Raw genomic sequence first — 17666 nt, 5'->3', positions numbered from 1 at the left:
CTGGCTCAGTTCCAGCAAGGCCAGTTTCGGTCCACGACCATCGCCCATACCACACCCTAACAACCTGACAATGAATCAACGACTCACGACACTAGAGACCGTTTCACAATGTGCACGTGCGCCGGTTTCGCGCGAAATCTCCACCGGGGGCCCTCGGCCCGGGCGTTCCCGGAGCAAGTCCCTAGTCCGCGAAGACCTTCTCCGCTTCGCGGATCGTGCGCAGCGCGGCTTCGCGGGACCCGGCGCCTTCGGGCATCAGGAGGACGCGCCCGACGCCGAGGGTCGCGACCCGGTCGGCCAGCTGCCTGCGGCATTCCGCCACGTCGCCCGCGATGTGGCAGTCGGTCAGCGCGGCGGCCTCGTCGAACGCCTGCGCGGCGGTCGGCGCCGGACGCTCGACCAGCGGCACGGCCTCGCGGGAGATCTGCAGGTTCAGCTCGGCGATCCCGTTCGCCAGCAGCCGCCTCGCGGTCGGGGTTTCGTCGGCGATGGCGAAGTACGCCGAGTCGATGTTGTCCAGCGGGTCCAGCCGGTGGCCGGATTCGGCCGCCGCCGCGGCGTGCGCGTCCAGCACCGCGCGCTTCGCTGCCACGTCGATGAACGGGCTGAGCAGCACCGGAAGCCCGTGGCGCGCGGCCGATCGCGCGGATTCCGGCGATGACGAGGCCAGCACGAACGGCGCGCGGGACGTTTCCGGTGCCGGCACGATCCGCACCTCGTCGAAGCGGTACCGCTCGCCGCCGCCCTTCGCGCGCCCCTGCCGCAACGCCTCGTCGAGCAGGGCCACGGATTCGTCGATGTCGCGGAAGCCCTCCAGGCCGGTGCCGAATATCTCCAGGTCCACCAGCGGTTGTCCGCGCCCGACGCCGAGCGTGAACCGGTCGCCGGAGAGGTGCTGGAGCGCGGAGGCCTGCTCGGCGAGGGCGAGCGGGTGGTGGTTGGGCAGCACGCAGACCGCGGTGCCGACACCGAGGTTCGTGCGGCCCAGCAGGAAGGCCGCCATCGCCAGGGCCGACGGGTTCTGGGCCCGGGAGTTGAAGTGGTGCTCGGTCGTCCAGGCCTCGTGCCAGCCGTGCCGTTCGGCCTCGCGGACGTATTCCAGCGACCACTCGAAGACCTCGCGGCCGCTCGCCCCGCTCCCGAACGAGTCGGTGAACAGGACCAGCCCGTACTTGGTGCGCATCCGCCCCTCCTATTTTTCGTCGGATAGACGAAAAATCTAGCAGCTGGTGTCGGCCCGGTCGAGGAGGTGCGTTAGGTTGGGTTCGTGACCACGCCGGATGCCCCGAGGCGGCGCGGGCGGCCGCCGAAGCTGACCCGCGACGCGGTCGTGGCGGGCGCGCTGGAGGTGCTCGACGAATCGGGTCACGACGGGCTGTCCATGCGAGCGGTCGCCGAGTGCCTCGGCGTCGGCAAGATGAGCCTGTACCACCACGTGACGGACCGCTCGGAGCTGGAACGACTGGTCATCGAGCGCCTGCTCGCCGCGGTCGAACTGCCGGACGCGGCGCTGCCCTGGCAGGAGCGGATCGCGGCGCTGGCGCACGGCATCCGCGCGCTGGTCTTCCGGCATCCCAACGCAACGCCGTTGCTGGCGCTGCGGGAGTACAGCGACCCGGTGGCGCTGCGCCTGCCGGATGCCGTCATGACCGCGTTGCACGACGCGGGCCTGCGCGGGGCGGCGATGGTCGGCGGCTCGCGCCTGGTCTTCAGCTATGCCATCGGATTCGCCCAGCTCGACCTGGTCGACAAGGCGGACTCGGGAGGGGACTCGCCGATGGCGGCCCTGCCGGAGGCCGAGTTCCCGCACGTGGTGGCGGCGGCGCGGGAAACCCGGAACCACGGCCTGGACGAGCAGTTCGACCTAGGCCTGGAACCCCTGCTCGCCGGCCTCGCCGCGATCGCGTCCTGAGCCGCGATCCGCTCGCCACCATTCCACGTCACGGAAACCACCTTCCGTTTGCCGCAATTTCAATGGAAATCGGACCCGCAATTTCCATTGAAATTGCGGCAGAACGCGGCGATCGGCCACAGTGGACCATTCGGTCACCAGTAGATCTGGACGTCGACGACCTTCTTGCCGCGAGCAACAGCACCGTCGAGGCTACTGCGGGAGATCTCCACCAGCTCATGCCGCGATTGCGTTCGTCTCCGGTTCCTCGCTCGTGCGGATCGCTCGCGAAATCCACAGTGGAACGTCAGCCGGACAGGAGGAGCAGCAGGCCGGTGCAGGTGAGCAGGACCATCGCGATCAGCACCGGGAGCTGGCCGCGGCGGGCCTGCTTCGGCGGGAACAGGCGGAGGGCTTGGTCGTGGGCCGCGGCGGTGCCGGCGATGTGGCCGAGCACGATCGCGTTGATCTGCACCATCGCCGCCAGTTCCGGCGACACCAGCCGGTAGTCGATGGCGTGGTCGCGGGTGCCGAACAGGTCCAGCCCGGTGCCGAACGGGTCGCCGGCCAGGATCAGCGTCGTCTGCCCTTCCAGCAGGAAGAACGAGAAGTAGTGCGCGATGGCGTAGCCGAGCGCGATCGGCAGCAGCGTCGGCGCGAACAGCCCGGGAAGCCCGCGCGCGGGCGAGACCAGGGCGCTGAGCCGCATCGCGATCGCGTAGAGCGCCGAGACGGCGGCGATCGAGCCGAGCAGGCCGAGCGTGTCGCCGAGGACGCCGCCGGACTGCCAGAAGGTCGTCCTGGTCAGGCCGTCGAACCCGGTGGCGCCGATGAGCACGCACGCCACCGCCGCCAGGCCCGGCTCGTCGTCGGTGCGCACCAGTCCGGCCAGGGGATTGCGCAGGATCAGCGCGCCATCGCTGCGACGGCCGATGGGGCACAGCCGCGCGATCAGCGTCGCGTACACCTCGAAGCCGTCGCCGCGCGCGAACCAGCCCGACCCGAAAACCCGCGCTGCGACGAGGTTCACCACCGCGTAGCCGACGATCACGCCGCCGACCACGCGCGGATCGGATCGCGCCGGCAGGACCAGTTCCAGCCACACGAAGGCGCCCAGCCACACCGCGGCGGGCCAGTACCCCAGTCGTGAGTGGCAATGGTCGCCATGACGACCATTGCCGCTCACGACGGATAGGCACGAATGCAGCGTCCGCAGTGGATTGACGATCCGCCACACCGGACCGAACAGCGCGCTGAGCGGCACCAGGCCGACCCAGAACGTCACGTACAGCGCCCAGGGCGCGAGGTTCTGCTCCGTCTCCGGCGGACCGAGGAACGCCACGGCCACCACGAGAACGGCCAGCGCGAGCGTCAGAATCCTTGCCGCCCAACGAAGTCCAGGCGAGTCGACGAAGCGCAGGAAGGGCAGCGGCCGCCCGGCGTCGGAGTTCAGCCACGGCCGCGACCAGAGTTTCGCCAGCGCCGCGAACGAGATCGCCACCGCGATGCCGCCGCCGATGATCGCCGCGACGCCGTTGAGCGGCAGGTCGGTGCGGCCGCCGAGCCCGTGGGCCAGGAAGTTCACCGCACCACCAGGCTGGGCAGCGCCGAGCCGGAATGGTGCAGCTCGATCTCGAACACGCCGGGGATGTCCACGCGGAACTCGACGGTCGCCGGCTCGCCGGGGCGGAGCTGCGCGGACTTGCCGTATCCGTGCACGTGCAGTTCGTCCGCTTCGTCGCTTCGGACGGTGAGCCGGACCAGGCCGCCGAGCGGCGCCTGGAGCCGTTCCGACGGGCCGCGCACCTGGCCGTCGACGACCTCGAATTCCGCCGAGACCACGCTCGCCGCCGGGGACTCGGCCTGCGGCGCGGGCGGTTCGGCGGCGGGAGGCGCCGTGCAGGCCGACAGCAGTGCGGCGCCGGCCAGCAGGGCGAATCCGAAGCCTCGCGCGGTCGTCATGAATCCTCCATAGGCCGCTCAGGTGAAGTCCAGATCGTGACAACAGTCAATGTCACATTAGGGCGTGACATTGTCTAGGTCTGCGTGTTCCACTACTGCCATGACCTCGCTCATGCAGCAGCTGCCGGACACCCGCCCGGCCGGTGGGGCCGCCTTGGACCAGATCCTGATCGCCTCGGGAAGCGCGACGCTGCTCACCGCGCTCCTGCTCCTGCTCGGCTACGGTCACCGCACCGGTCGCACCAAGCTGCTCGCGCGGCTCGCCGAGCGCTCCGAGCACTCCTGGTTCCTCCGCGGGCTGCCAGGCTGGGCGGCGCTGCCGATGCAGCTCGCATTCGGCTCGCTGGTGCTCGCGCTGCTGGGCATGTACTGGGACATCTCGCTGCACATCACGCAGGGCCGCGACGAGGGGCCGCTGGCGAACATCGCCCACTACCCGATCCTGTTCGGCCTGTTCGGCCTGTTCGCCGCAGGCATGCTGGCGATGGTGCTGCCGCTGGGCGAGCGCCCCGGTCGCGCGGCGGTGCGGATCACCCGCGACTGGTACGCGCCGACCAGCGGAATCCTGTTGGTCGGCGCGGGTTTCTACGCGCTGCTGGGCTTCCCGCTCGACGACGTCTGGCACCGCATCTTCGGCCAGGACGTCACGCTCTGGGGTCCGACGCACCTGATGCTCATCGGCGGCGCGGGCCTGTCGCTGATCGCCCTCGCCCTGCTGGAGCGCGAGGGCCGGTTCGTCCGCACCGGCCGGGCCGAGACGATGCTCGCCTGCTACGTGCGGCGCGGCATGATCGGCGGCGGGATGCTCGCGGGGCTGTCGGTCTTCCAAGCCGAGTTCGACTTCGGCGTCCCGCAGTTCCGGCTGGTGCACCAGCCGCTGCTGATCGCCGTCGCCGCCGGGTGCGCGCTGGTGGTCGCCCGCATGTGGGTCGGGCGGGGCGGCGCGCTGTTCGCGGTCGGCTTCTACGTCCTGATCCGCGGCGGCGTCTCGGTCCTGGTCGGCCCGGTGATCGGTGAGCTGTTCGCGGCCGTCCCGCTGTACGTCGTCGAGGCGCTGTGCGTGGAGGTCGCGGCGGTCGCCCTGCTGCGCAGGCCGCTGGCGCTGGGCACGGTGGCCGGCCTGCTCATCGGCACGATCGGGTTCGCCAGCGAATACGTGTGGACGCAGTTCGCCTTCGTGATGCCGTGGACGCCGGACATGCTGCTGGAGGGCGTGCTCATGGCCGTCGTCGGCGGCGTCAGCGACGGCCTGCTCGGGGCGTTGCTCGTGTGCGCCCTGCGCGGCGAGCTGCCGAGCCTGCCGGTGCGGCGAGCGGTGTTCGGCGGCGCCCTGCTGGCGATCGCGCTGGGCGTCACCAACGGGCTGATCGGCACCGCGCCCGCGGGAGTGCGCGCGACGATGGCGCTGGACCAGCGGACCGGCCAGGCGGACGTGCGGCTGGATCCGCCCGCGATCGCCCAGGACCCGACGTGGCTGGCGGTGACCAGCTGGCAGGGCGGCACGCTGCAGGTCGACCACCTGGGGCGGATCGGCGACGGCCACTACCGGACCGCCGACCCGGTGCCGGTCGACGGGACGGGCAAGACCCTGCTGCGGTTGCACGACGGCCGCGCGATGCTCGCGTTCCCGATCCACATGCCGGCCGACGCGGCGCTGGGGCTGCCCGAACTGGTCGCGGAACCGCAGTTCACCCGCGACGGCCAACCGGAATGGCAGGTGCTGCAGCGCGAGACGCAGCTGGGCATCCCGCCGTGGCTGTGGGTCAGCGCGTCGCTGGTGGTGCTGGCGTGCTCGGTGGCGCTGGTGGTGTCGCTGGGCTGGGGAGCGCAGCGGGTCTCGCGCGCGATCTCGGGCCCGCCGACGGCCCGCCGGGCCAAGCACGGAGCGGTCCGGGTCGCCCGGCTCGCGGACGGCACGGCATGACGTCGGCGTCGGCGGACCTGGTCCTGGCGAGCCACCCGATCATCACGGCGGTCCCGTTCTTCGTCCCGACGTTCGCGGTGGTGGCGGTGGTAGCGGTGATCGTCTACCGAGACCGCCGCAAGAACCCTCGAGAGGACGAAGACCAGGACACCTGATCTCGGCGAGGGGGCTCGTGAATGCTTTGGGGTGCCATTGCGCCCCAAAGCGCTCACGAGTTTGAGGTCGCCTGACCCCGGTGGGGGAATTCGAGCAAGATCTACAGTGTGGCACTTGTCACATTCCGTCGTTGGGGGCAGAGTCGGTGCGGTACTGGCCCCGCTAGGCGGAAGAGGTGTTCGCCCATGGCCTCGACGACGACCGAACTGGCCGATCTCCAGCGCGTCCTGGCGCAGCTCCGCAGCAGCGTCGGCGCGCTGCGGTCGCGCTACGGCGACGCCCCGGCTGTGCGCCGGATCCACAACGATGTGGAGCGACTGGACATAGACATCGCCGAACTCTCCGGCACCATGCCCACGCAGCGGCGCAGCACCGAGTCCGCCGAGGACGTGGTGATCGTGCCCGACACCCCCTACGACCCGTCGCTGTGGCGCGACGCCGACGACGAGGGGCTGGGCGGGCGGGCCCCGCACTAGGCCGCCGCAGGCACTGCACGCCGCCAGTCGGCACCGCTCGCCTGTCCGCAGTGGACCGGCCCGGATGCGGGGGAGGAGCTCCCCCGCATCTCGCTTGATCGGGGGAAGGCCACCACCGGGTTGCGCCGGTTGGGGGACTACCTGGGTCGAGGCCGTTGATCCACAATGAGCGACCTCAGGTGAGCACCGCCGGACGAATCTAGACAACGAGGTCTGCGAATGTCCGCACCACCTTCCGCCTCAGGCCGGGCACGGATCTCCGTGCGAACCCTGCGCACCGACCGGTGGTGGCTGCCGCCACTGGTCACCTTCCTCGGGCTGCTGGCCTTTGTGGTCTACGGCCTGATCCGCACCTTCATGAACCAGTGGTACTGGGTTCCCGAGTACCACTACCTGGCGCCGTTCTACTCGCCCTGCCTGTCCACGGCCTGCGTGCCCGGCTCCAGCCACTGGGGGCAGCCGGCGCCGGACCTGGGGCCGTTCGTGCCGCCGCCGATCTTCGTGCTGCCGTTCGTCCTCGGCTTCCGGCTGACCTGCTACTACTACCGGAAGGCCTACTACCGGTCGTTCTGGGCGTCGCCGCCGGCCTGCGCGGTCTCCGAACCGCACCGCCGCTACTCCGGCGAGACCCGGTTCCCGTTGATCATGCAGAACGTGCACCGCTACTTCTTCTACGCGGCGCTGGTCGTCGCCGCGGTGCTCACCTACGACACGGTGATCGCCTTCCGGGGCGCCGACGGCGGCTTCGGCATCGGGCTGGGCACGCTGTTGATGGTGGCCAACGTGGTGCTGCTGTGGTCGTACACGCTGTCCTGCCACTCCTGCCGGCACCTGATCGGCGGCCGCCTCAACCACTTCTCCAAACACCCGGTGCGCTACTGGTTCTGGACCAAGGTGACCTGGCTCAACGGCAAGCACATGCTGCTGGCCTGGTCGTCGCTGGTGTCGGTGGCCCTGGTCGACCTCTACGTGCTGCTGGTCGCCAGCGGCGCGTTCCCGGACCCCAGATTGTTCAACTAGCTTGCACCGCCCGGGAGAACCCGCGGCGGTGCAAGCCGAGTCCCACACCGCAAGCGGCTGCCGCCGCTTGTGAAGCAGAAGGAAGTCGATGGTGGAGATCGAACGGCACGAGTACGACGTCGTCGTGATCGGCGCCGGCGGCGCGGGTCTGCGCGCGGCGATCGAGGCGCGCTCCCAGGGCTTGCGCACGGCCGTGGTGTGCAAGTCGTTGTTCGGCAAGGCGCACACCGTGATGGCCGAGGGCGGCATCGCCGCCTCGATGGGCAACGTCAACTCCCGCGACGACTGGCAGGTGCACTTCCGCGACACCATGCGCGGCGGGAAGTTCCTGAACAACTGGCGGATGGCGGAGCTGCACGCCAAGGAGGCGCCGCAGCGGGTCTGGGAGCTGGAGACCTACGGCGCGCTGTTCGACCGCACCCCGGACGGCCGGATCAGCCAGCGCAACTTCGGCGGCCACGAGTACCCGCGGCTGGCGCACGTCGGCGACCGCACCGGCCTGGAGCTGATCCGCACGCTGCAGCAGAAGATCGTGTCGCTGCAGCAGGAGGACCACGCCGAGCACGGCGACTACGAGGCCCGCATCAAGGTCTTCCAGGAGTGCACGGTCACCGAGCTGCTGAAGGATTCCGCGCGGATCTCCGGGGCCTTCGGGTACTGGCGGGAGTCCGGCCGGTTCGTGCTGTTCCAGGCGCCGGTGGTCATCCTCGCCACCGGCGGCATCGGCAAGTCGTTCAAGGTGACCTCGAACTCCTGGGAGTACACCGGCGACGGGAACGCGTTGGCGCTGCGGGCCGGGGCGTCGCTGATCAACATGGAGTTCGTGCAGTTCCACCCGACGGGCATGGTCTGGCCGCCGAGCGTGAAGGGCATCCTGGTCACCGAATCGGTGCGCGGCGATGGCGGAGTGCTGCGCAACTCCGAGGGCCGCCGGTTCATGTTCGACTACATCCCCGAGGTCTTCAAGGACAACTACGCGGACAACGAGGCCGAGGCCGACCGCTGGTACGACGACCCGGACAACAACCGCCGCCCGCCGGAGCTGCTGCCGCGCGACGAGGTGGCGCGCGCGATCAACAACGAGGTGAAGGAGGGCCGCGGCTCGCAGCACGGCGGGGTGTTCCTCGACGTGGCGACCCGGCTGCCCGCGGAGCAGATCACCCGGCGGCTGCCGTCGATGTACCACCAGTTCAAGGAACTCGCCGACGTGGACATCACCGCGGAGTCCATGGAGGTGGGGCCGACCTGCCACTACGTGATGGGCGGCGTGGAGGTCGACCCGGACACGGCGGCGTCCCGGGTGCCGGGCCTGTTCGCGGCCGGCGAGGTGGCCGGCGGGATGCACGGCTCCAACCGGCTGGGCGGTAACTCGCTGTCCGATCTGCTGGTCTTCGGCCGCCGCGCGGGTGCGGGCGCCGCCGAGTACATCGCGGGTCTCGATGGCCGCCCGGCGATCGCGGAGTCCGATGTGGACGCCGCGGCGCGGCGCGCGCAGGACCCGTTCGCCTCCGCGGCCTCGCCGAACGCGGAGAATCCCTATGCGCTGCACGCCGAACTGCAGCAGACGATGAACGACCTGGTCGGGATCATCCGCAAGGGCGCGGAGATGCGGCAGGCCCTGGAGCGGCTGCGGGACCTCCGGGCGCGCGCCGAGCACCTCGCGGTGGAGGGCAACCGGCAGTTCAACCCGGGCTGGCACCTGGCCCTCGACCTGCGGAACATGCTGCTGGTCAGCGAATGCGTGGCGCGCGCCGCGCTGCTGCGCACCGAGAGCCGCGGCGGCCACACCCGCGACGACCACCCGGGGATGGACCCGAACTGGCGGCGCACGCTGCTGGTCTGCAGCGTCGGCCACGAGCGGATCGAGGTCGTCGAGCAGCCGCAGGCGCCGATGCGCGAGGACCTGCTGACGCTGTTCAAGGTCGAGGAGCTGCGCAAGTACTACACCGAGGAAGAACTGGCGGACGTCCAGGTGAAGGGGCTGTAGATGGGTTACCAGGCGCACTTCCGGGTGTGGCGCGGTCCGTCCGACGGGGCGCTTCGCGACTACACCGTCGAGGTCAACGAGGGTGAGGTCGTGCTCGACATCATCCACCGGCTGCAGGCCACCCAGTGCCCGGACATGGCGGTGCGGTGGAACTGCAAGGCGGGCAAGTGCGGCTCGTGCTCGGCGGAGATCAACGGCCGGCCCCGGTTGATGTGCATGACCCGGATGTCGACGTTCGAGCGGTCCGAGACGATCACGGTCACCCCGATGCGGACGTTCCCGCTGATCAAGGACCTGGTCTGCGACGTGTCCTACAACTACACCAAGGCCCGCGAGGTGCCGGCGTTCGCGCCGCCGGAGGGGCTGGAGCCGGGCGAGTACCGGATGCAGCAGGTGGACGTGCAGCGCTCCCAGGAGTTCCGCAAGTGCATCGAATGCTTCCTGTGCCAGAACACCTGCCACGTCATCCGCGACCACGACGACAACAAGCAGGCGTTCTCCGGGCCCCGCTTCCTGATGCGGGTGGCGGAGCTGGAGATGCACCCGCTGGACGAGGCCGAGAACCGCCCGGAAGAAGCGCGCGGCGAGCACGGCCTCGGCCTGTGCAACATCACGAAGTGCTGCACGGACGTCTGCCCGGAGAACATCCAGATCACGGACAACGCGCTGATCCCGCTGAAGGAGCGGGTGGCGGACCGCCGCTACGACCCGATCCTCAGCCTCTTCCGCCGCAAGAAGGACTGAGCGCCTCCATTCCGGGGCGAGAGCGTCGTTCGTCGGAACTTTCCGGTCGAACGAGGCTCTCGCCTCTCCATGCTGTCCGGAAAGCCGCTCAACGCAAGTATGTCGTTTGTGCGTAGTCGTCGTCGAAATCCTCGGAGTGCGTTGCGGATTCGCGATTCGAAGGGAGCTTCGCCGACTCTCGTTCCTGCGGTGTGCTTCCGGCCAGCTCGAACAACTGGCGGAAGCTGCGGGCCTCCCCGATAGCGGGGCGCAGCGCTTCCAACTGCATGTTTGCGGCTTCCGTCGTCGCTGACTGGATTGCTGCCAGCAGCTGCCCGGACAAGGCAGCGGCGTCGTACCGCCTTATTGCGAGCGGGGATATCGTCAGGTCGACGACGTGTCCGGTCGCCATGGCGCGCACCTCCACTTCGCCATCGCAGGCCTGGACCGTGGCGATCTTGTTGCGGATCTCCTCGGCGATCGCCGCGATCTGGTCGCTGTGCTCGCCGAAGCGCTGTTCGTCGTGGTTCATCTGCGTTTCCTCCGCATGCTGGTGGCCGACCGGACTTACTTCGCCCGGCCCTGCTGGTTGGCCGAGTAGAAGTCGATCGAGCCGAGACTCACTCCGACGAACTCGGGGGAGGCGGGCGGCAATACATCCTGCAAGCTCTTCTTCTCGGAGAGCTCCCCGAACTCCTTGAGCTTGGCCTCCAGTTCCAGCAGCTTCTTCTTCCGCTTGGCGCCGATCGTGACGAGTGTGCCGATCAGCGTGGTGAGCGCAGCGACGATTGCTGCCACCACGAGCGGTACCCAAACCTCGGCGGTGATCGCCGCGAAGGCGTTGGCAGCGGCCGCGCCGCCGATGGCGCCGAAGATCGCGCCGAGCACTCCCATGGTTGCGACGCCGATTGCCTCGCCGGTGTCGAACTTCGCGTCTTCGAGCGCTTTCTTGATGTCGACGAGCGCTTCCGCGATCTGCTCGGCCGCGCTGCGCTGGTTGTCGATCACTTCCAGGAGCTCGGTGAGGTAGTCGTGAAACGCGGTCGCGCTCTGGCCACGCCACATGCTCATCGCGCGTTGGCTGTTGCGGTCTAGCTCATCGCGGTGTTCGCCGATGAGCTCGGCGACTTTCTTCCACTCTTCGGCCCGGGTTTCGAGTTCTCCGGGCTCTGGCGAGAGGAGCTTGATCGCTTCCGGTGCGGGATCCTTGACACCGACCGTGTTGGCGGCCGCCGTGAGCAGGGGCAGTCCGGACTGATTGGTCAATGCGAGCAGCGCTGAAACGTCGGTCATCGTGGTTTCCTCGGGACGCCGGTGCCGGGCAGGGAGTTAGTTGATGATCTTTTCCTGGAGTTTCACCTGGTGGTCCGCGATGTCGACCACCGCATCCGCGACCTTCCGCACCTGATCGCTCGTCTTGCTGACAGCAGCCTGCAACGAGCTGCGAACGTGGTCGTAAGTGCGGGAAACGAGCTGGCTCACCTCTTCATCGCCAAAAGCGGCGTGGGAAATCCGCAGGTTTTTCGCCTTCTCCGCCGCATCCGCCAGGTCTTCGCCCACGAATCGGATGTTCTTGGTGCCCAGCGATCTCAGTTCTTCGATGTCCTGGATCCACAGGTTCGACGCGTTCATATCGGCATCCCGATGCTCCTGGGGTACGCAAGCTCGTGGCCACGCCCAGCCGCACGAGGCGAGTTGGTCAACGAGGAGGAGCTGCGTCCGCTGATGGCTTTACCGCCAACCTCCGTGGCGGTTGGCGACCATATTGCCCGGGACGGGCGAAACTGATCAACTGCGGTTCGGGTCTGGTGATCATTGACTGCGGAGTCGCGGCGCGCCGGACACCGTCGCGCTATGAAACCCGGGGAGCGGGTGGCGGACCGCCGCTACGACCCGATCCTCAGCCTCTTCCGCCGCAAGGAGGACTGAGCGCGACGAGAGCCCCGCCCACCTCGCCAGGTGAGCAGGGCCTCGTCGTGTTCAGCTTTCCCCGGTCAGATGCCGAACGGGGTCGGGTACTGGACCTTGCCGGTGGGGATCTCGGCTTCCGGGGCGAGCGGGAGGGCCATCATGGCCTCGTCCGGGACCTCGATCGTCAGGCCGATCCCAAACTCCGATGCCCGCCTGAATCCGAAGCGCGGGTAGTACTCGGGGTGCCCGAGCACCAGGACCAGCTTCTCGCCCATCGCGCGCGCTGCTTCCAGCCCGGCCCGGATCGTCGCCGAGCCGGCTCCGGTGCGCTGGTAGCGCTGCAGCACCGCGCACGGGCCGAGGGTCAGGGCCGGGAAGCCGTCGACGTGGCTGCGGGTGAGCAGCGAGTAGCCGACCACCTCACCGTGCGCGTCCTCGGCCACGATGGACAGCCCGTCGATCCACGCCGGGTCCGCGCGCAGCGCCTCGATCAGGTCCGCCTCCAAGGCGGTCGGGAAGGCGTCGAGGTTGACCGCGCGGATCGCGGGGATGTCGGCTTCGGTCTCCGGTCGGGTGGTCCACATCTCGGTGCTCTCCTCGTGATCCGGGCGCAGTACGTAGCCGGTGTAGCGGTAGTCGCGGCCGTGCGCCCGGCGGATTTCGATCTCGGACCGGGTGGCCGCGACCGCTTCCCGCATCCCGGGCGCGGTCAGGTCGGCCGCGGCGATGCGCTCGGCCAGCGGGGTGTAGTACTCGTCGAACCAGTCCGTCCCCGGCAGGTGGTAGATCGCGGACACCTCGTAGCCGGCCCGGATCGCGGCGGCGGTGTTGGCCTCGGTCGTGCGCAGCGCGTAGTGCGATTCCCAGAACGCCCGGGCTTCGGGAGACGGATCGTCGGTCGCCCATTCGCACTCGGTGACGACCAGCACGCCGCCCGGGGCGAGCAGTCGCCGCCAGGACGCCAGCGCGGTGTCGAAACCGATGTTGTAGGCCGAACCTTCAGCCCAGACCAGGTCGAAACTCCGGTCCGGGTAAGGCAATTCCGCCATCGTCCGCACGTCGGTGTCGATCGCATCGCCCACCCCGCTCGCCTCCGCGGCGGCGCGCAATTCCGCCAGGAACGGCTGGTGCAGGTCGACGGCTGTGACCCGGGCACCGGCTTCGGCGGCCAGGAGCAGGGACGCCCGTCCCGGCCCGCAGCCGATGTCGAGCGCCCGGGGCGCCTCGGGTGGTGCGGCGAGTTCGAGCAGGCGCCGGGTGGTCGCGTCGGATCCGGGTCCCTGCCGGGGCAGGCCGTGGTGCAACGCGAAGAACGCGTCGCGCACGGCATCGCGGTCCGCGGCGTGCGAACTGTTGTCGTTCACAGCGGCTCTCTCCGTGGTCGTGGAAGTTCGATCCGGTCGGTCAGCGGTCATTTCCTGCCCCGGAACCGGTAGGTGGCGCGCAGATGCCGGGTGATGGCCTTCTTGCGGTCGTCGCGTTCGGCGCGCAGCCGGGCGTCCGCGCGGGACGCCGCCCAGGCGTTCTCCCGCTGGAGCTTGCGGTAGCTGTCGAGCCGGCGGGCGCTGAGCTCGCCTGCGGCGATCGCGGTCTGGACCGCGCAGCCGGGCTCGGTGTCGTGGCCGCAGTCCGCGAACCGGCAACCGCGGGCGAGTTCCTCGATCTCGGCGAAGACCCGCTCCAGACCCTCGTCCGCGTCGAACAGCCCGACGCCGCGCAGACCGGGGGTGTCGATGAGCACCCCAACGCCGGGCAGCGGGATCAGCTCGCGGCGCACCGTGGTGTGCCGCCCCTTGCCGTCCTGCTCCCTGACGGCGCCGGTGGCCAGCCGGTCGGCGCCGAGCAGGGCGTTGGCCAACGTGGACTTGCCCGCCCCGGACCGGCCGAGCAGCACGATCGTCCCGGTCAGCAGGCCGCTGAGCCGGTCGATGCCTTCGCCGGTGACGACGCTGGTGGCGATGGTCTCGGCACCGGGCGCCAGCAGCGCGAGCTCGGCGATCAGCCGCTCGGGGTCTTCGGCCTGGTCCACCTTGGTCGCGACGACGACCGGTACCGCGCCGCTCTCCCAAGCCAGCGCGAGCAGGCGCTCGATCCGGCCGGGACTCGGCCGCTCCACTGCTGGAACGACCACCGCCGCGGTGTCGACGTTGGCCGCCAGCACCTGCCCGTGCGACGAACGCGAGGCGCTCGACCGCACGATGGCGCTGCGCCGGGGGAGCAGGACCGCCAGCCGCGGATCTGCGCCCGGGCGTACTGCGGCCCAGTCGCCGGTGCACGGAGCCTGGAGCGGATCGGCCGGTGTCGAGGACGTGCCGACGCGCATCGGCCCGCCGGCGGTGATGACGTCGCAGCTACCGCGGTCGACGCCGATGACGCGCGCCGGGATCAGCCCGGCCGCTCGGTGCTCCGAGAAGGATCGGTCGAGCGTCTCGTCCCAGCCGAAGGAAGCGAGATCGCCTGGATGTGCGGAAGTGTTGTGTGACAACGGAGGGAACTCCTGATGATAGGAGTCCCGGTGGAGGCGCGCGCAGACGCGTCCGCAACGCGGGCGGACCTGTCAGCGAAGACGGCGCATCAGACCGGGACCCGGGACGTGAGAACGGTCCGGGCGCTGCGTGCAGCAGCGATCACCAGGGCAACCATTGAATCTCACCTCCCGTCCCACCTGCGTCGTCGAGCACGAACGAACCCAAGGCTAGCAGGACCGGATTCCGGAGAGCACGTGATTTTTCGCATCGCCGCGGCAACCGGGCGCGGGCGGGGCGGCCCGACTTCGCACCGGTCGGGCGATTCTCCGTTATTCCGCCGCCGTTCACCGCGCGTTACCCGGAATTCACGAGGATTCGCGGTGATTCCCGTTTGGGAATTGTGGGAATTATCTTCCGCCGCGTTGCGTAACGGTGGACCGCTTGTCGAAACCCCTGCTCGGAGCGCTCTTCTGGCAACCCGTCCGTCCTCAATAGACACCAGCGGTGGAGGTGGCGGGTTTTTGCCATGTCCCTGGCGGGTTCTGGGGTGGCGGTTAGGTTCGACCGCAACCAAGTTGATTTCAGATCTTTACCCGAGCAGTGCGGGGGAGTGGCGGAGGTAGGTCATGCGGCAGGCGCCCGTCGGACCCCGACAGCGGCGGCGTCACCGCACCGGCCGGATCGTCCCGCCACCGGAACACCCCGGCCTGCCGCGACTTCGCGGCAGGGCTCATCGGCGGCCGGGCGTCGGCGGACCCCGAGGCGACGTCCGGCCGCCGCCAGCCCCTGATCCCTTGCAGGTACCGGTCAACGCAGACCGCTGGAAATGAGAGTTCCCAACGGTTCCAGGTCATCCGGCGATCCACTGTGGATTTCCGGTGGCCGCGTCGTCCTGGCGCTGGCGGCCAGAGGAAGTGCGGCGAACGTGCAGCAGATTCTCGTGGCATTCGACGGATTCGTACCAGTGGTCACCGTTCTGCTCCCGGTCGCCGTGGCGGCGGCGTTCGGATCGGCATTGGTGCGCAACTACCTGACGGAAAGATCCGTGCGGTGGGGCCCGCTGATCGACGGAGTGCTGGTCCTCTCGGTGCTCTGCGTGGCGTACCTCGTCTTCACGCCCCAGCGGCCGGCGGCCGAACCGGTCCGGCCGGACCTGGGGAAGGACGTGTCGATGGCGCTGGCCGCCGACCCCGGCGACTCGCTGCCCTGGGTGCAGCTGGCCGGGAACCTCGTCCTGTTGCTGCCGCTCGGCGTGCTGGTGCCGCAGCGGGTCCGGTGGTTCGACAGCATCGTCAAGATCGCGTTCGGCGGGCTGGTGCTGGCCTGCTCGATCGAGCTCGTCCAGTTCCTGGCCGTCACCGGCCGGGTGGCGTCCACCGACGACGTCGTGTGCAACACGATCGGCGCGACGGTCGGCGGAATCCTGGTCCGCGCGCCGAGCTGGATCGCCGCGGCGACGCCCGGTCGCCCGCAGCACAGCGCGACGGGCCGCGACGACCAGACCGTCTGGCTGCTGATCGCCAAGATCGAGCGGGAGCGGCAGCGCGAACTCGCGGCGCCGTTCCGGCGGCGGGTGGGCCCGCTGGTCGGCGAGCAGCGCTCGCGTTGAGACTCCGGTGGCCGGGGCCGCCTTCCGCGTCAGACAACCCGGCCACCGGTCCCAACCGTTCGGACCCGTGCGTGCTTTGTGCTGCCTTTGTTTTTGAAGCGACGCAGCCGCTTCGACGTTTGCACCGCCGCAGGTTCTCAGGGGTCTTCTCGCGCGGACAGCCCCGACGTGGTGAATCGGCTGCCTCGCAAGGTGCGTCTGGAAACAAGCTCTATGGCAACACAAAAGCACGCACGGCATCAGCCTTGGAGCTTCTGGTGACGCTCGCTCAGGGAGCGGCCGAGTCCGGTGACTTCCTGCTCCAGTTGCGGGATGAGGCGGCGCAGGACGGGGAGCATGAGCCGCTCCGCGAGTCGCGAGGACGGCACGTTGCGGAGCCAGTGCATCAGCATGATCGCCCGCGGCACGTAGACGCGGCGGGCGCGGCGCTCGACACCGTCGGCGAAGGCCTTGCCGCAGTCCTCGACGCTGGTGGTCGCCCGCATCGGCCACGGCAGCCGCTTGCGCATCGCTTCGAAGGTGCGCAGGTCCTTCGCGACGTCGCGCACCATGTCGGTGTCGATCCACGACGGGTGCGCGCTGCCCACCGCCACGCCGAGGTGCGCCACCTCCGAATGGATCGCGCTGGCCAGCGCCTCCGAACCCGCCTTGCTCGCGGTGTAGGCGGCCATGCCGCCGGTCGGGCTGAACGCCGACAGCGACGAGACCACCAGCAGGTAACCGCGGCGGTCGATCAGGTGCGGCAGGGTGGCGCGGGCGGTGTGGAAGACGCCGTTGAGGTTGACGTCGACGGCCTTGACGAACGCGCGCGGATCGGAGTGGCGGACCGTGCCGATCGGCGCGATCCCGGCGTTGGCGATGACCACGTCGAGGCGGCCGAGCCGCTCGATGGCGGCGGCCACGGCGGCCTCGATCGAGTCGGAGTCGGTCACATCGGCTTCGGCCCAGAAGTGACCCTCGCCCAGTTCCGCGGTCACGGCGGCGAGCTCGTCGGGCTCCAGGCCGACCAGGGCGAGCCGGGCACCGCGCCGGGCCAGCTCCCGCGCGGTCTGCGCGCCGATCCCGCGGGCGGCGCCGGTGATCAGGACGACTTTCCCGGACACGTTCGGCATGAGCACTCCCTAGGTTCGTGCGGCCAACGAGCTATCTACTGGTCAGTAGGCTACTCATAGTAGGTTCTGGTCGCGGGGAGCGGAAGGGAAAGCGCGGAACTGGCCCGCGTCAGCCGGTCGCACACCGCGCTGAGCCCCTGATGCGCGGAATTCCTGCTGGTCCGGGCTGCGAAGCCCGCCGAGTCGGGCCAGCGCGAGCCGGCCGGTCGCGCAATGACGTGATGACGTCTCGATGTGATCTTCACGTCGTTCTCGCGCGGAAACGGCGTTCTGCGCCAAGTGGCCTCGCAGCGGAGGGGACGGAACTCCGCCCGCGCCGCATCCCGAGTGGCCTTCTAGAACGGGGACGCGTCGAAGATCACTGGCGGCGCTGCGGAGATCCACCTGATCGGGCTAAGCGCGAAGGGCGTCTCCGGCCGGTGCGGAC

17 protein-coding genes are annotated in these 17666 nt (G+C 69.6%); 8 read left to right on the top strand and 9 right to left on the bottom strand.

What is annotated here, in order from left to right:
- Positions 1–181 precede the first annotated feature (181 nt).
- Positions 182–1183, bottom strand: a complete 1002-nt coding sequence (locus tag AC07FN_RS26555) for an LLM class flavin-dependent oxidoreductase (protein WP_478398080.1) — start codon at positions 1181–1183, stop codon at positions 182–184.
- Between the two features lie 84 nt (positions 1184–1267).
- On the opposite strand from AC07FN_RS26555, the gene AC07FN_RS26550 reads away from it, so the two are divergent.
- Positions 1268–1912, top strand: coding sequence for a TetR/AcrR family transcriptional regulator (locus AC07FN_RS26550; RefSeq protein WP_478398079.1), 645 nt, complete (start codon positions 1268–1270; stop codon positions 1910–1912).
- 286 nt (positions 1913–2198) lie between these two features.
- Here AC07FN_RS26550 and AC07FN_RS26545 read toward each other — a convergent pair whose 3' ends face one another.
- Positions 2199–3476 carry a hypothetical protein gene (locus AC07FN_RS26545; RefSeq protein ID WP_478398078.1) on the bottom strand — a complete coding sequence of 426 codons (1278 nt, stop codon included), beginning with the start codon at positions 3474–3476 and terminating at the stop codon, positions 2199–2201.
- On the bottom strand, positions 3473–3853 hold the full coding sequence (locus AC07FN_RS26540; RefSeq protein ID WP_478398077.1) for a hypothetical protein: 381 nt from the start codon (positions 3851–3853) through the stop codon (positions 3473–3475). The genes AC07FN_RS26545 and AC07FN_RS26540 overlap by 4 nt, the downstream gene beginning before the upstream one ends.
- 100 nt (positions 3854–3953) lie before the next feature.
- Here AC07FN_RS26540 and AC07FN_RS26535 point away from each other — a divergent pair, with 100 nt between their 5' ends.
- The 6 genes from AC07FN_RS26535 to AC07FN_RS26510 all read left to right on the top strand — a co-directional run bounded on the left by AC07FN_RS26535 (position 3954) and on the right by AC07FN_RS26510 (position 10160).
- Positions 3954–5777: a hypothetical protein gene (locus AC07FN_RS26535; protein ID WP_478398076.1), complete on the top strand. Its 1824-nt coding sequence runs from the start codon at positions 3954–3956 to the stop codon at positions 5775–5777.
- Positions 5774–5932, top strand: a complete 159-nt coding sequence (locus AC07FN_RS26530) for a hypothetical protein (protein ID WP_452618994.1) — start codon at positions 5774–5776, stop codon at positions 5930–5932. Before AC07FN_RS26535 ends, AC07FN_RS26530 begins: the two co-directional genes overlap by 4 nt.
- A 186-nt stretch (positions 5933–6118) precedes the next feature.
- Positions 6119–6409: a hypothetical protein gene (locus tag AC07FN_RS26525; RefSeq protein ID WP_358576321.1), complete on the top strand. Its 291-nt coding sequence runs from the start codon at positions 6119–6121 to the stop codon at positions 6407–6409.
- A 219-nt stretch (positions 6410–6628) separates the two neighbouring features.
- Entirely contained in the window at positions 6629–7429 is an 801-nt protein-coding gene (locus AC07FN_RS26520; protein WP_478398075.1) for a hypothetical protein, read from the top strand.
- An 88-nt stretch (positions 7430–7517) separates the two neighbouring features.
- Positions 7518–9416, top strand: coding sequence for a fumarate reductase/succinate dehydrogenase flavoprotein subunit (locus AC07FN_RS26515; RefSeq protein ID WP_478398074.1), 1899 nt, complete (start codon positions 7518–7520; stop codon positions 9414–9416).
- Positions 9417–10160, top strand: a complete 744-nt coding sequence (locus AC07FN_RS26510; RefSeq protein WP_478398073.1) for a succinate dehydrogenase/fumarate reductase iron-sulfur subunit — start codon at positions 9417–9419, stop codon at positions 10158–10160. It begins immediately after the preceding gene.
- Between the two features lie 88 nt (positions 10161–10248).
- Here the strand turns inward: AC07FN_RS26510 and AC07FN_RS26505 are convergent, their stop codons facing one another.
- The 5 genes from AC07FN_RS26505 to rsgA form a co-directional block, all read right to left on the bottom strand.
- Positions 10249–10671 carry a YbaB/EbfC family nucleoid-associated protein gene (locus AC07FN_RS26505; RefSeq protein WP_478398072.1) on the bottom strand — a complete coding sequence of 141 codons (423 nt, stop codon included), beginning with the start codon at positions 10669–10671 and terminating at the stop codon, positions 10249–10251.
- Between the two features lie 35 nt (positions 10672–10706).
- The gene (locus tag AC07FN_RS26500) at positions 10707–11432 is read right to left on the bottom strand and encodes a WXG100 family type VII secretion target (RefSeq protein WP_478398071.1); all 726 of its coding nucleotides are present in this window, start codon (positions 11430–11432) and stop codon (positions 10707–10709) included.
- A 36-nt stretch (positions 11433–11468) separates the two neighbouring features.
- Positions 11469–11771, bottom strand: a complete 303-nt coding sequence (locus AC07FN_RS26495) for a hypothetical protein (protein ID WP_478398070.1) — start codon at positions 11769–11771, stop codon at positions 11469–11471.
- A gap of 362 nt (positions 11772–12133) precedes the next feature.
- Positions 12134–13414 carry a GNAT family N-acetyltransferase gene (locus tag AC07FN_RS26490; RefSeq protein WP_478398069.1) on the bottom strand — a complete coding sequence of 427 codons (1281 nt, stop codon included), beginning with the start codon at positions 13412–13414 and terminating at the stop codon, positions 12134–12136.
- 47 nt (positions 13415–13461) lie between these two features.
- Entirely contained in the window at positions 13462–14535 is a 1074-nt protein-coding gene (gene rsgA, locus AC07FN_RS26485; RefSeq protein WP_478398068.1) for a ribosome small subunit-dependent GTPase A, read from the bottom strand.
- Positions 14536–15443: 908 nt separating this feature from the next.
- Here rsgA and AC07FN_RS26480 point away from each other — a divergent pair.
- Entirely contained in the window at positions 15444–16127 is a 684-nt protein-coding gene (locus AC07FN_RS26480; protein ID WP_478398067.1) for a VanZ family protein, read from the top strand.
- Positions 16128–16366: 239 nt separating this feature from the next.
- Here AC07FN_RS26480 and AC07FN_RS26475 read toward each other — a convergent pair whose 3' ends face one another.
- On the bottom strand, positions 16367–17239 hold the full coding sequence (locus AC07FN_RS26475) for an SDR family oxidoreductase (protein ID WP_478398066.1): 873 nt from the start codon (positions 17237–17239) through the stop codon (positions 16367–16369).
- Between the last annotated feature and the right edge of the window lie 427 nt (positions 17240–17666).

This window comes from Saccharopolyspora sp. NPDC045941 (assembly GCF_056431445.1).
The sequence above is the reverse complement of the archived record's forward strand: the minus strand, read 5'-3'. Positions and strand labels throughout refer to the sequence as shown.